At 56.3% G+C, this 13,958-nt stretch carries 13 protein-coding genes; 5 read left to right on the top strand and 8 right to left on the bottom strand.

The genetic code is table 11. The features are described from left to right. Together KH208_RS12525 and KH208_RS12520 are read right to left on the bottom strand one after the other, a co-directional pair. Window positions 1-764 (bottom strand): glycosyltransferase (locus KH208_RS12525; protein WP_291436763.1); only part of this gene is annotated, 764 nt, incomplete at its 3' end. Window positions 765-806: 42 nt separating this feature from the next. Next, window positions 807-1,796: a glycosyltransferase family A protein gene (locus tag KH208_RS12520; RefSeq protein WP_291436761.1), complete on the bottom strand. Its 990-nt coding sequence runs from the start codon at window positions 1,794-1,796 to the stop codon at window positions 807-809. A gap of 28 nt (window positions 1,797-1,824) precedes the next feature. On the opposite strand from KH208_RS12520, the gene KH208_RS12515 reads away from it, so the two are divergent. The 3 genes from KH208_RS12515 to KH208_RS12505 all read left to right on the top strand — a co-directional run bounded on the left by KH208_RS12515 (window position 1,825) and on the right by KH208_RS12505 (window position 4,689). Next, window positions 1,825-2,724, top strand: coding sequence for a glycosyltransferase (locus KH208_RS12515; RefSeq protein WP_291436758.1), 900 nt, complete (start codon window positions 1,825-1,827; stop codon window positions 2,722-2,724). Window positions 2,725-2,791: 67 nt separating this feature from the next. Continuing rightward, window positions 2,792-3,808 carry a glycosyltransferase family 10 gene (locus KH208_RS12510; RefSeq protein ID WP_291436756.1) on the top strand — a complete coding sequence of 339 codons (1,017 nt, stop codon included), beginning with the start codon at window positions 2,792-2,794 and terminating at the stop codon, window positions 3,806-3,808. 11 nt (window positions 3,809-3,819) lie between these two features. After that, window positions 3,820-4,689 (top strand): glycosyltransferase family 2 protein, encoded by an 870-nt coding sequence (locus KH208_RS12505; RefSeq protein WP_291436754.1) that lies wholly within the window; start codon window positions 3,820-3,822, stop codon window positions 4,687-4,689. A 133-nt stretch (window positions 4,690-4,822) separates the two neighbouring features. Here the strand turns inward: KH208_RS12505 and KH208_RS12500 are convergent, their stop codons facing one another. The 4 genes from KH208_RS12500 to KH208_RS12485 all read right to left on the bottom strand — a co-directional run bounded on the left by KH208_RS12500 (window position 4,823) and on the right by KH208_RS12485 (window position 8,417). Continuing rightward, a complete protein-coding gene (locus KH208_RS12500) occupies window positions 4,823-5,386 on the bottom strand; it encodes a tetratricopeptide repeat protein (protein WP_008681798.1) in 564 nt (187 codons plus the stop codon). A gap of 653 nt (window positions 5,387-6,039) precedes the next feature. After that, on the bottom strand, window positions 6,040-6,741 hold the full coding sequence (gene cmk, locus KH208_RS12495) for a (d)CMP kinase (protein ID WP_291436752.1): 702 nt from the start codon (window positions 6,739-6,741) through the stop codon (window positions 6,040-6,042). After that, entirely contained in the window at window positions 6,738-7,874 is a 1,137-nt protein-coding gene (hisC, locus tag KH208_RS12490) for a histidinol-phosphate transaminase (RefSeq protein ID WP_291436750.1), read from the bottom strand. Before hisC ends, cmk begins: the two co-directional genes overlap by 4 nt. An 87-nt stretch (window positions 7,875-7,961) precedes the next feature. Continuing rightward, on the bottom strand, window positions 7,962-8,417 hold the full coding sequence (locus KH208_RS12485) for a universal stress protein (RefSeq protein WP_291436748.1): 456 nt from the start codon (window positions 8,415-8,417) through the stop codon (window positions 7,962-7,964). Window positions 8,418-8,725: 308 nt separating this feature from the next. On the opposite strand from KH208_RS12485, the gene KH208_RS12480 reads away from it, so the two are divergent. Then, window positions 8,726-9,244 (top strand): hypothetical protein, encoded by a 519-nt coding sequence (locus tag KH208_RS12480; RefSeq protein ID WP_291436746.1) that lies wholly within the window; start codon window positions 8,726-8,728, stop codon window positions 9,242-9,244. 169 nt (window positions 9,245-9,413) lie between these two features. Here KH208_RS12480 and KH208_RS12475 read toward each other — a convergent pair whose 3' ends face one another. Continuing rightward, window positions 9,414-11,027 carry an outer membrane homotrimeric porin gene (locus KH208_RS12475; protein WP_291436744.1) on the bottom strand — a complete coding sequence of 538 codons (1,614 nt, stop codon included), beginning with the start codon at window positions 11,025-11,027 and terminating at the stop codon, window positions 9,414-9,416. Window positions 11,028-11,525: 498 nt separating this feature from the next. On the opposite strand from KH208_RS12475, the gene KH208_RS12470 reads away from it, so the two are divergent. After that, window positions 11,526-12,908: a cytochrome c peroxidase gene (locus KH208_RS12470; protein WP_291436743.1), complete on the top strand. Its 1,383-nt coding sequence runs from the start codon at window positions 11,526-11,528 to the stop codon at window positions 12,906-12,908. A 92-nt stretch (window positions 12,909-13,000) separates the two neighbouring features. Here KH208_RS12470 and KH208_RS12465 read toward each other — a convergent pair whose 3' ends face one another. After that, entirely contained in the window at window positions 13,001-13,927 is a 927-nt protein-coding gene (locus KH208_RS12465) for a TIGR01777 family oxidoreductase (RefSeq protein WP_291436742.1), read from the bottom strand. Window positions 13,928-13,958: the final 31 nt, after the last annotated feature.

Here is a 13,958-nt window from a genome sequence, read left to right as displayed (position 1 = left end):
GGTCCCAATATCCGAAACGTGCCACTTACAAGTCCTGCTTTTATCAGCATTTTTATCCTTTTAATCTCCCATACGTTTTGAAAATGGCGTGATGCTATTTGGGCGTTTTCCCATGCGGCGGCAAACTGATTTGCTGGGTTTGAAGAAATTCCACCTTCTTCCATAATGCATATATCAAATTCAAGACTGACGGCCTGTTGATCTTTCCAAGTCCGGCATAGGAAATCATAGTCGGCACTGATCTTCAGGCTCGCGTCAAAAGGATTGTTCGCTACAAGCTGCCGCCGGATGAAGAGCCCGGGAAAGGCTACCGGTGCTATATATTTTAATCGGGAGTTGCCGCCAGTTAGAATAGGCCGGGCATAAAGGCGGCATCGCGCTGCTTTGTCCAGCATACGGACAGCCCCAGCGGCGAATTTTACATTAGGCGGAAGCATATAAAGGATGTGACTCACTTTTTTCAGTACATCCGGTGCCGCCAATTGGTCATCCGCGCCGAGAAACAGTAGCCACTGCCCCATTGCTCTGGAGATAGCTTTATTCCAGGCATCATATATGCCCTGATCTTTTTGGGAGGACACTTGTATTGAAGGAAGCCATTGAGACGCGTTGTCAAGAAGCTGCAATGTGCCGTCACTTGATGCAGCATCTTGTACAACAAGTTCAAATGAGGTAAAACTTTGCTCCTCAAGGCTGGCTAACAGACGCGGAAGGCTTTTAGCTGCATTCCTGCTGGCTGTTATAATAGAAAAATATGGTTGCATATTGATAGGCTGTTATGTGTGGAGAATGGCAGGAATGGTGAGTCAGAGGTTACGCTCAGTCTTGAAACGGTTCCAAAGTCGCTTACATTCACCGGGTGACCCTATGACGCCGATGACGGTCTGTATCATTCCCCGTACTATTAGTGAAATATAGTCTATGATATTAGTGACAATTATTCTCCCTGCAGCTTCGTCGTGGTGGCGCAGAAAAATGTAGAACTGGTATAAGGCTGTCGGTTTGAGCAAAAGCCATCGCAAAACAGCCCATACATCCTTGCGAGCTTCCTTACGATGGCAAAGTAGGAACTCCATATCGTTTTGCCAATGACTGGCAACCATAATTCTACTGTGCAAACGAGATCGGGCACGATCTTCACCACTCATAGAGCGCTGTAGGCTGCTCGGCACAATGCGTATTCTGGTTAACGGTTCATCAATCAGACAGACAGGACCAAATTGGGCAAGACGTGCCCACATGTCCCAGTCTTCGCCACCAAAATGCTGGTTTTCATCAAAAAGTCCTGCTTCAAAAAGCAATTTTCGACGGGTGAGCACCGAGGAAGCTGAACCGACTACAGGATAAATGCCCAGCCGTATGTTGTCAAAACTGGGGCTAATGTTTGGATTGCTTTTGTAAAGGCTGACATCGATCAGCTGGTCAGATGTGTCAATGGCACGTGCCTGTGTGTGCACAAACGAATAGGGACTATTACTTATTACGCTGAATTCTTTCGCTATTTTTTCTGGTTCCCAAGCATCATCCGCATCAAGAAAGGCTATGAACGCTTCAGATGAGGCGCGTATTCCTTTATTCCTAGCCGCGCTCAAGCCTTGGTTTGGGCCGTTGAGCAGGATAATGCGCTTGTCATTCCTTGCCATGTTGGATACAATCAATGGCCCAGTATCTGTGGAACCGTCATTGATGACTATTATTTTGCTAACTGGTTTGAGTTGATTTTGCACTGAAATAATGGCGCGCTCAATAAAAGAAGCGCAATTAAATAATGGAATAATAACGTCTACGCCTTCCATATCTGACCCTCTGGCTGGAATATTTTATATGGTTTCTATTTCAGTAATTATTCCTGCATATAATGTCAATGAGTATCTGGGGGATGCTTGTAATTCGATTTTGTCACAGACTTTTTTCGATTGGGAATGTATTATTATAGATGATGGATCTATTGACACTACTGCGGCGATTGCTGGGAGATTTTGCAAGCGTGATTCTCGTTTTCGTCTGGTCCGGCAAAGTAACTCTGGCGTTTCTGCTGCCCGCAATTTAGGCATAAGCCTGTCTCGCGGAACCTATATGGCTTTTCTGGATGCTGATGATATATTGGAGGCGGATGCGTTTGAGCTGTGGATAAAGACCTTAGAGGACGCGCCGGAGTGCATTTTGGCTTGGGGAAGAGCTCTCCGTTTTGAAGACAGCTCTGGTCTTGTCAAGGATATTCCTTGGAAAAACTATCTGGCTACGGGCTGTACATGGCATGATATGCTGGTTCATGACTTCATACCTATGGGTACTTTTTGCTTGCGACGTACTATGCTCCCCGATAATTGTCGATTTAGACCAGATTTGACCCATGCGGAAGACAGAGATTTTATTTTGCGGGTATTGCGGAATAATGCCGCTGTGGAAATCAAGAATCTAGTTTTACGCATCCGACTGCGCGCCACATCCGCTAGTCATGATAGTCAGGCTGCCATTGAAAACGAATTGTGTATTATGTATGAGCATTTGGACGATCCTGCCTTGCCAAACAATATCCGGCGTAGAGCAAATTCTGCTTTGGCTTTTAGGTGTGCAGTTATTGCTGCTTTTACGGGGCACCAATATGGCAAGTCGCTAATGTGGTATTTTAAGGCAATCGTGCGTGATCCGTTGAATATCAATATTTTTTTACTGCCCTTACGCAAAGGTCTTATGGTACTGCGTCAGCTCTTACGCTTTTAATTGCCCAATGGCTGATGCCAGATAGCCAAAAAACCTACTTCACAATTATTGGGGCAGGAGAATTTTCATGCCTGACGTGAAACCGTCCTGTACTTTTTCCACGATACACATTCCTTGGCCTTGGATGCGGCAAACCGATGACGGCAACGGCAGTATGCCCGGTTGCCGTATCTTGTTGAACAAGGAAGAGCCGGATACATATTGGTTAGCGGTTTTTGATGAGCCTCTTTCTTGTACTGTTACGCAAGTACCCAAAGAGCGCCGTGTGCTTTTTATTACTGAACCACCAGAGGTCAAACCCTATACGGCGTCCTATTTGCGCCAGTTTGGTACAATTATTTCTCCCTTCGGCATACGTAGTATATTACTGGGCACAGTGCATGTGGAGAATTCTTGCCTCAACTGGCACTATGGTGTGGAAACGGCCGATGCTACTTATTCCAGCGTAATGACAAGCCTCAGTGAATTGCAGGCCATGCCCGTTCCTAACAAGGATAAAGTCCTTTCGGTCATCTGCTCAACCAAAACCTATACCGAGGCGCAACGCAAACGCATTACCTTTGTCGAGAGGCTCCAGAACCGCCTTGGTTCCAAAGTTGATATTTATGGGCGTGGCAGGAATCCCATTTCGGACAAGCAAACAGCCATTGCGCCATACAAATATCACCTCGTACTCGAAAACAACTATTGCGACTATTTCTGGACGGAAAAACTTTCTGATGCTTGGCTTGGTTATGCCTACCCCATATACCTTGGTGCCTCAAACATCGAGCGTTGCTGCCCTCCAGGCGGCCTATTGACCTTGCAGCCGGACAGTGATGAAGCTAATTTGATGGCTATTGAGCGCCTATTACAGGACGACCCGTGGGAGCGCTGCCTGCCCGCCATACGGGAATGCCGTCGTTGGGTGCTGGAGACAACGAATGTCTTTGCGCGCGTGGATCGACTGATTCAGGAGGCTGCCCCCTATATCCGTGCTGTGCCAAATTTGGACAAGCCTGTTCCCCTGCGGCAATCAAATCGCTGGCAGCGGGCTCTGCTGCGCCGGGCCATGCGTTTCGGTCTATATAATCCTTTTGCCTGACTAGTTAGTTTATGCCTCTACCTCTTCTTCCAGATTCCCCAAGCATTGATCTGCTCATCGCAACCTTTGGACGCAAAGGCGAATTGGACCGGTTGCTCACATCGCTGGAGAAGCAGACCTACAAAAATTTTCATATCTGGCTGGCGGATCAAAACCCTCCCGGTTTTTTAGACGACATGCTGGCATCCCACTCAGGCTTGCCTCTTACGAGAATAATGCTGTCTTCGCGCGGCGTATCCGCTGCCCGTAATTCTCTTTTGGCAATGGCTCAGGGGGAATTGATTGCCTTTCCGGACGACGACTGCTGGTATGCCCCGGACACGCTTGCAAACGTCGTGGATGCCTTTTGCAAGCATCCCCAGTGCGGCGTTCTGCTTGGGGTATGGACGCCCCGCGAAGATATGCCTCCCCCGTGCTCTAAAGAAGGACCGGTGGGCCGGATTGGTTTGTTTCGGCAAGGGGGGACATGTGTACAGTTCTTCAGGAAGGAAGTGATAGAAGGTATTCGTTTTGATCCTGTCCTGGGGCCAGGAACTGGACTACCGTATGGATGCGGGGAAGATACTGATTTTTTGCTCTATGCCCATACGAAGGCTAAGGTATGCCGTTGCCCGAGTATACGAGTTTTCCATCCTTCACCACTCAATACCCTTCCCAATAAGGATAAAATCCAGTCGTATGCCTCCGGCAGAATATTTTTATTGCGCAAGCATAAATTTTCTCTTTGGTTTCAAATTGCCACTGTATTTTTTCCCTTATGCATGATGCCCATTGACGGGTTGCGAAGAGGGCGCCGGGGGATTGTGTACCGGTGGACGATGTTCCGGGCACGTCTTCGCGCTTTTTTCGCACAACGGACAACAGAACGCCGACGTGGATGACCCGCGTCGGCGCTGCTTCCCCGAAAGAAGAGATTTTCCGGCCCCAGGCACCCGCCGGGGGCCGGAAAATCGTGTGGGGAGGGGAGTATCTGCTGGCTGCGAGCAAAGCCGGGCGTTTTCGCCCGGCTTTGGCTTACGCGGCCATGGTGTCGAAAAGTTCCTTGGCGTTGTTATTGGACGGATTGGCGCCCAGCACGGTTTCCAGGTGCTGGCGGGCTTCGTCGCTGCGGCCCAGGTAGATCAGGCAGCCGGCCAGGGTCACGCGCACGGCCTCGGCTTCTTCGCTGCAGGCCAGAGCGGCTTCCAGGTAGGGCAGAACCTGTTCCACGCAGCCCAGCTGATAGGCTTCGCGCACCAGGCAGTTCAATGCCACAATGTTGGCGGCGGATTTGTCCAGCGCGCGGGCAAAGTGGCTGAAGGCGTCTTCGTGTTTGCCCTGTTCCATGTAGACCAGCCCGATACCGCAGAGGGCCTTGTCGGTTTCTTCCACGGCGGCGGCTTTCTGATAGAGCACCAGGGCTTTTTCCAGTTCGGAACGCTGCACGGCCACGGTGGCCAGCCCCATGTAGGGCGCGGCGCTCTGGGCATTGTTGCTGGCGGCCTTGCGGTAGTATTCCTCGGCCTTGTCAAAATCGCCCATGAAAAGATAGCACTCGCCCAATTCCTTATTGATTTCGTAATCCAGTTGGTTGTCCATGTTGTCCTCCCCATGAGGCTGTTTCCCACACCGGCGCCGTATGCGCCTGTGGCTTGTGTCCTTCTGTATGCACTGCTTGTGCCATTCAAAATAAAAGGTAATAAAATCAGCGGAATTTTTTCTAAAAAATATCTCACGAGCGGGATGCATACGCCGTAATGGCATGGACGCGCCAAAGACTTGCCGCGCTGGGGGAGGGCCGTCGGCAATTTCTGCCGTGAACAGGCAATTTCTGCCGAGGTCATGGCGAACTGGGGTTTGGGAAATACGGCGAGGGAAAGAGGGGATATGGCGGGACAGAAAGCGTCGTCACGTCAGAAGTCAACCAACAGGACATTTCAACAGGAAAAGGAGAAAAAAAGATTGGGGGATTGTGCCTACGATGCTGCCGGAAACGCAACATCTGCACGCGGTCGTCCAAGGTAACGCCCCGAGTCATAGAAATGGGCCAAAGATGGCTCCAGGGCCAAGCCTTTATAGGAAACGGCGACGAAGAAGGGGAAACAGCGGAAAGGAAATCTTCATTTCAACTGTTGCGCTGGAGTCCCGAAATCTTACCATTCGCCGGATAGTAATAATTACTGGAAACCGCAGAGGTGCCGTCGAGGTCCGCCTGGACGGCGACAGCAGAACAAGGGATAAAACGCCTTTCCCTATTTCGCCTGTGAGGATAAGGCCTGCATGCCGCCGTGCACATTGATATAGTGCAGCATCACGCCCAATACACCCTCAATATCCAGCTGGGATGTATCCACAATCAAGGCATCCGCAGCCGGACGCAGAGGGGCCACAGTTCGATTGCGGTCCAGGGCGTCGCGCTGCCGGATCTGTTCGGTCAGGGCGGTCAGTTCCGCATGCTCGCCCCGGTTTTCCAGGTCGCGCAGGCGGCGCATGGCGCGCACTTCGGGCGCGGCGTCCAGAAAAAACTTGAAGCGCGCATCCGGAAAGACCACAGTGCCCATATCCCGGCCCTCGGCCACCAAGGGCGAGTGTTCGCCCATGGCCCGCTGCGCCCGGCGCAGCACGTCGCGCACCACCGGCACGGTGCCGATGCGCGCGGCCAGCATGCCCACTTCTTCCGTGCGCACTTCGCCGCGCACAGCCTGGCCGTTGCAGAACAGCGTGGCGCTCTGGCCCGTGCCCGCAATGCTGAAAGTCCACTGGCCGCAACGCTCGCGTAGTTCGTCCTCGGGCAGGCGCTCCGCGCCGGGGCCCAGTTTGAGGGCCAGGCAACGGAACATGGCCCCGGTATCCAGATAGGCCAGCCCCAGACTTTCGGCCATGCGCCGGGCCAGGGTGGTCTTGCCCACGCCCGCAGGGCCGTCCAGCGTCACCACCGGCAGACGACCGCTCATGCGCGCCTCCCTTCGGACCCGGTCAGAATGTCGCGCATGGCGGCAAGAAAGGTCGCGTTTTCTTTGGCGTCGCCCACGCTGACGCGCAAGTGCTCCGGCAGATGATAACTGTTCAGCGGGCGGATGATGATGCCGCGCCGGAGCAGGGCCTCAAAGCAGTCCCTGGCCGTACCCGCGCCCGGAGGAAGTTGGAAAAGCAGAAAATTGGCCGCGCTGGGCCAGACCGTGCAACCCAACTTCGTGAGGCCGTCGCGCAGCGTGGCGCGTCCCTGGCGCACAGCGTCCAGAGTCGCCCGGCGGAAGGCCGTGTCCGACAGGGCGGCCAGCGCCGCCTCTTCCGCCAGGATGTTGACGGAGAAGGGCAGGCGCGCCCGCCAGAAATATTCGGCCAGAGCGGGCGGCAGCACCCCGTAGCCCAGGCGCAGCCCGGCCAGGCCCCAGCTTTTGGAGAAGGTGCGCAGAACGGCCGTGTTGTCCGGCAGCATGTCCGAGGCCAGGAGGGATGCGCTTGCCTCGTCCTCGGCAAAATCCATATAGGCCTCGTCCACTACCAGCAGGCAGTCCGGCGCGAGCCCGGCCAAACGCCGGGCCAGGTCCGCCACAGCCTCGCGCGGCGGGCAGTAGCCCGAGGGATTGTCCGGGGTGGTCACGAAAACCAGACGGGTGCTCTGGTCCACCAGACCGAGCAGGGCGTCGAAATTGAAGGAAAAATCCTTTTCCAGCGGGCAGCGGCGGACCTCCACGCCGGAAATCCGGCCCTGTATGGGGTAAATGCTGAAGCAGGGCTCAAAGCAGGCCAGGGAATGTTTGCCCGGTTCGGCCAGAATGCGGATCAGCAGATCAATGATTTCATCGGAGCCGTTGCCCACGGCCACCCGGCACGGATCCACCCCGTGCAGTCCGGCCAGGGCCTGGACCAGACGCGGATTGCCGCCCTGGGGATAGCGGAACAGAAACGGCGCGTGGCGGCGCACGGCTTCCTGGGCCAGAGGCGAAGCCCCCAACGGGTTTTCATTGCTGGCCATTTTGATGACCTGGGAAAGGCCGTATTTCTGCTGGATTTCCGCAATGGAAAGCCCCGGCACGTAGGCGTCGAGTTCCCGGATGTGTGGGCGCACGCTGATATCGGACATGATCACCCCAAAAAAAGCCGCCGCTGGCGCGGCGGCTGGCAGGCGTTGCGTGGCGGCGGGAATGGTCCCCGTCGCCGTCACGGCGGATTATTCCCCGATGGGTTCTGTGGGACGGATGGTCAGCACGGGCATGTCGGCATTCTTGACCACCTTTTCGGCGACGGAACCGAAAAGAATGCGGTCAATGCCCTTGCGGCCGTGGGTGCCCATGACAATGATGTCCACCTTTTCCTCATGGGCGCGGTTCAGAATCTCCTCGGCCGCGTAGCCGATGAGCACCTGGCCCTTGGCTTCCACGCCGGCGAAGTTCTCGGCCACGAAGGCCTCCATGGACTTTTCCGCGCCGGTGACAATTTCACCCACGAAGTTCTCAATGGTATTGGGCGGCACATGAAAACCCACATACTGGCTCAGCGAGGGAGCCGTATACACGACGAGGACACTGGCTCCCAAACCCTTGGCAAGCAGAACCGCGTATTCGGCCACGGCCTTGCTGTGCTCGGAGAGGTCCACAGCGCAAAGAATCTTCTTGATTTCCTTCATGGCAAGCTCCATTTCCCCTGCGGGCTGCTAGTGTGACTGGGGAGCTCCCGGCAGGGGCGGAAAATTTCCCCCGCCCTAGCCGAAGGCGCGCCCGGCCTGAAACCGAACGCTTTAACCCTGTAACTTGTATAAAAGCATAGAGTTTTTTTGAATAATAGACAAGGGCTTTTACAAAGCATATGCTCTGGGCACAGGAAATTTTTTCCTTCTTTATAGGGACGAAGGCTGAAAAAACAACAGGTTAGCTGTCTATCCTCCTGTGGCAGAGATCTTGCATGTGCGGAATGAACGCCAACCCTGGAGGCGATATGGAAATTAATACCGAACAATTGGAAGCATTGCTGCGCCAACAGGAGCAGCAGGCAACGACGGCTCGCAGACAGACCGGCCAGAGCGGCGGTTTTGACGCCATTCTGGCCCGGCAGCTGGGAACCGGCGCGGAACAGGCCAATGCCGCTGCCAGTCCGCTCTCACCCGGAGCGACGCAGGCCGGGATGATCAGCCAGATGCTGTTGAACGGCGCGGGACAGAGCCAGGCTGCCGATCCCGACGCGGAGATTCTGCAGGAAGCCTTCAATCAGGCCTCCGGCACGCTGGATCTCTGGGATTCCTATGCCAAAACCCTGGGCTCGTCGTCCTCTGGCGCAGGTTCCCTGCGCGACGCCTATGCCCTGTTGCAGGGCATCGACAGCCAGGTGGCCCAGCTCAAGCAGGGCACAGCCGGCGTGCGCGGCCAAAACCCCGGTTTCGATTCGTTGCTGAACGAGCTGGAAGTGATGACCGCCACGGAAAAATTCAAATTCAACCGGGGCGATTACAACGTGTAAGCGCCTTGCGTACTTGTTTATGTTAAGAGCCGCGGATTTCAGGGGATCCGCGGCTCTTTGTTTATATAAGCGCCTACGTGTGCCGTCGGAATGCGTAAAATCCATAGGAAAAGGGGAGCCTTGTGGGCTCCCCTTTGTCTGTCTGAAGACGTTGTTGCGTCCCTGGAGATTAGAAAGCGTATACGAAGCTCAGGTTGACGTTCCAGGGATCGCGTTCCTGGTCGCTGCCGCCCTTGCCGTTCATCTTGCTGTTGCCCCACACCGATCTGGAGTGATCGAGCCATGTGGCCAGATAGTTGGCGTCCAGATAAACAGTGAAGTTTTCGTACATCTGGTAGCTGTTGCTCAAGCCGATTTCCAGAGCGCTGTCTTCGGTGGTCATATACAGCGGATCCATGCCCACAGCCTGCATGTTGGGGCCGTTGATGCCGTCAGGATCAAGGCCGGGATAGCCTCGGCCGGTATTACCCACAATGTACTTGGCCATCTTGGGGGCATTGGTGCCGCCGATATAGTTCACGCGCAGGGTGTGCTTGAGGTCTTCCACAAAGCTCACGTCCTTGATGCGCGCTCCGATGCCCCAGGTGCCGGCCATGCTGTAACCCAGCACACCTTCACGGTTGGTCCAGTAGGGGTTGCCGTTGAAGGCGAAGTTGGAGAAGCCGTTGTTGCCGTTGTTCACGCTCATGCTGGGCATGCGCTCGGAACCGTTGGCCGGGTTGTCGTCGTCGCCGGAAGCGTACCAGCCGTACAGGCCCGGAATGCCCCAATCCATTTTGTATTCGAAGAGCAGGGAAGCCAGCCAGCCGGAGCGGTTCAGGCGGCTTTCGTCATACTGCGCGGAACCGTAGTTGAAATCCCAGGCGATGCGGAAGGGATCCCACATGGTCACTTCACCGGTCAGGCCAGCCCACCATGCGGTACCGTACTCATGCAGGCGCATGTTCTTGACAGGCGTGCCATCTTTGTGCATGGCGCCGCCTACCGGAAGCATGCCGGCGCTGGGATACTTGGCCGACGTGCCGGACACATTGCCGAAGTAATCACGGCCCGTAATATTGCCGTCCTTGTCATACTTCTGCGCCGCAAAAGCATTGGGACCAAGGGCGGCATACATGCCCCAAGGGGTCACTTTCACGCCGTCAAAGGACAGGGGCACAAGCAAGCCGAACATGTCCACATTGTCCATGTAATTCTGTTCGTAGTTTTTGCCGTGGCCAGCGTCACCCCAGCCGGCGAAGTTGTCGTTGAAAGGACGTGCCCAGAATGCGGTGAGGCCCACATTTTCATTGAACTGGTAGCTGGCCACTACGGCGGCCACATCGTCATTGTACACATTGGTGCCGGTGGTAAAGCTGGGCAGAGCCAAACCCTGAATGCCCATGCGCACCTTCAGGTCGGTCTGGGGCACCATCCAGTCGATATAGGCGTTCTTCACCTTTACAACGTTGTTGCCGTCAGCGCCCAGCGCACCGCCGTTCGAGGCATTGCCCCAGCTCTGACCGCCGATTTCAAAGAAGACCGTGCCGGACAGGGACTCGGAAGCCACGGCGTCCAACTGCAAGCGCACGCGCTGCATGGCATTGAACTCGTCTTCATTCTTGCCCTGCTTGGTGGCCTTATTGTAACCGGTCATGCCGTGGCCGCCGGTAAAGCCGCCGTTCTGGCCATAGTCAAAGCTCATGATCCACTGGCCTTTGGCCTTGAAATCAATGGCGCTGGCGCCGGTAGCAGCACCGAACACCAAGCCCGCCGCCAACAGAAGCGTAGCGATCTTTTTCATGGTTAACCTTCCTTTCTTTTGCTCCCCGCTAAAGGGGAACGGGTTGTCGTAACGGAAACGCCTGTGGGGCGGTTTCCCGCCGCGAGCTGAATTTAAGAAATCCCCGCCTGCATTGCAAGTCTATTCGTGCAAAAATTTTTACTCTTTAGGGCAGAAAAAATGGCGTAAAAAAAAATTTACCATAAAATCAGCCTGTTAAATTTTTTCGGATGAAAATTTTTTTTAATTTTTTTTGTCCGACCAGGGAAAGCATCCTCCTCATGCCCTATTAGAGCCTGTTTTCGGACATGTGACGCCTGTCCGGGGCGGTTTAAAAATTTTTGGGTTGCCGGAACGGCAACATGCCGGAGTATCCAGATACGATCCGGCAAGTTGCGGCCCATGCCATGCGAGCGGGCTTTACCCCGCCTATTCAGTATTGATAATTTTTCTTGACAAAAGAACGAAGTTTGTGAAGATGAACACAACTGCAATCCACACCAACAGGGAGGAATGGGTATGAGGATTTCCTGTGCCGCAGCGGCCGCTTTGGGGATGGTCGCACTGCTCAGCGGGCCCGCGTCGGCCGCGCCCACCGGTGAAACGGCGTCCGGCGGCATGCCGCCCATGGCCAAGTTCGCCAAGGTTTCCCAGGTCGTGCAGGACAAGTGCATGGCCTGTCACACCCGCGGCTATGACCTGCCCTTTTACGCCAAAGTGCCGGGCATCCGCCAGATCATTGAAAAAGACTACCGTGACGGCATCCGCGCCATGGACCTTAATGTGGAGCTGATCCAGAACAAGGGCAAACCCATCGGCGAAACCGTACTGGCGAAAATGGAATGGGTGATCATCAATGATACCATGCCTCCGGCCAAATTCGCGGTGGTGCACTGGGGCAGCCGTCTTTCAGATCAGGACAAGAAGGACATCCTGGACTGGGTGAAGACCTCGCGCAAGGCCCACTATGCCACCGACGCCGCCTCCAAACACGCCAACGAGCCCTTGCAGCCCCTGCCGCGTCTGATCAAGACCGACGCCAAAAAGGTGGCCCTGGGCGACAAGCTGTTCAATGACAAGCGCCTTTCCACGGACAGCACGCTGTCCTGCGCCGGTTGCCACTTTTATGACCGGGGCGGCACGGACCACCAGCGCTTCTCCGAAGGCGTGCGCAAGCAGTTCGGCGATGTGAACCCGCCCACGGTGTTCAACGCGGCCTTCAATCTGGCCCAGTTCTGGGACGGCCGCGCGGCCGACCTGCAGGAACAGGCCGGCGGCCCGCCCATGAATCCCATTGAAATGGGCAGCAAGAACTGGGAGGAAATCATCGGCCGTCTGTCCCAGGACGCTGCCCTGACCGCCGAGTTCACGGCCGTCTATCCCGACGGCTGGAGCGGCAAGAATATTACCGACGCCATCGCCGAGTACGAAAAGACCCTGATCACGCCGGACAGCCGTTTCGACAAGTGGCTGCGCGGCGACGGCAAGGCCCTCAGCGCCCAGGAAGTGCAGGGCTACAACCGCTTCAAGGCCTACCGCTGCGCCTCCTGCCATGTGGGCAAGAGCGTGGGCGGCCAGTCCTACGAGTACATGGATCTCAAGAAGGACTACTTTGCCGACCGCGGCGGCCAGGCGCTGGGCTCGGACAAGGGCCGCTACAACCATACAAAGAACGACGTGGACATGCGCCGCTTCAAGGTGCCCAATCTGCGCAATATCGAGCTGACCGGCCCGTATCTGCATGACGGCACCGTGGACACGCTGGATGAAGCCGTGCGGATCATGGGCGTCTATTGCGCCGGTCTGGACGTGCCCCAGAGCGACCGCGACCTGATCGTGGCCTTCCTGCGCACCCTGACCGGCGAACATAAGATGCTCTCCGGCAAGGTGGCGGCCAGATAGCTTTGTAAGCTGACAGCGTTGATCACGGCAGCGGGGTTCAGATCAGTCTGAACCCCGCTGTTTTTATATTCGGGAGAATACCAGGAAGGCACTTACACGCTGGCCGCCAAGGCTCCGCTCAGCTTCGGACAGCGGAAGACGTAACCCGCTTTCAGCAGTGTGCGCGGCGCGCAACGCTGACCGTTGAGCAGCAATTCCTCGGCCATTTGTCCCAAGGCAAGCCGCAGGACAACGGCGGGCACCCGCAAGAACGCCGGACGATGCAGAGCCCGGCCCAGGGCGCGGGCAAAGCCCGCCGCGTCGGTCTGCTCCGGCGCGCAGAGATTGCAGGGGCCGCTGATCTCCGGATGCTCCAGCAAAAAGACAATGGCCCCGGCTTCATCGTCCAGATGAATCCAGGGAAAGGGCTGGCGGCCGGTGCCCGCCGGGCCGCCCAGGCCCCAGCGATACAGGGGCAGCATCCTGGCCAAGACCCCGCCGTCCTTGCCCAGCACCGGCGCGGTGCGGATGCGGACCCGGCGCACGCCCAGAGCTTCCACCGGCGCGGACGATGCCTCCCAGCGGCGGACAACCTCAGCCAGAAAACCGGACCCCGCAGGGGCGTCTTCCGTGCAGTCAGGGGCCGTCGCCAAGTCTGGCCAGAGCCCATACCAGCCTGAAGCCGAAGCCTGGATCAGGGTTTTCGGCAACGCATCCCCTGCCTTGTCCAGCAGGCCGAACGCGGCGGTCACGGCTTCGCCCGCGCGGACGCGGCTCTGGACAATGGTTTCGCGCCGGGCAACAGTCCAGCGCCCGGCGCCGATATTCTCGCCCAACAGATTGACCACAGCCGCCGCGCCCTTGCAGATTTCCGCCAGGGCCTGCGGGCTTTGGCCGTCCCACCGGGCGTATGCCGGTCCGCCGTCCGCATGGGGCCGGGCGCGGCGGCTGCTCACCGTCACATCATGTCCGGCCCTGAGCAGGGCCTTGACCAGGGCCGAGCCGATAAAGCCCGTGCCGCCTAAAATCACAACGCGCATATGCGCCTCCGCAAGGAACATCCGGGGCCCT

Origin of the sequence: Desulfovibrio sp., from assembly GCF_018379785.1 — a bacterium.
In the GTDB taxonomy this organism is placed as follows: Bacteria; Desulfobacterota; Desulfovibrionia; order Desulfovibrionales; family Desulfovibrionaceae; genus Desulfovibrio.
Note: the sequence above shows the minus strand (reverse complement) of the source record. Positions and strands in the feature narration are given on the sequence as shown.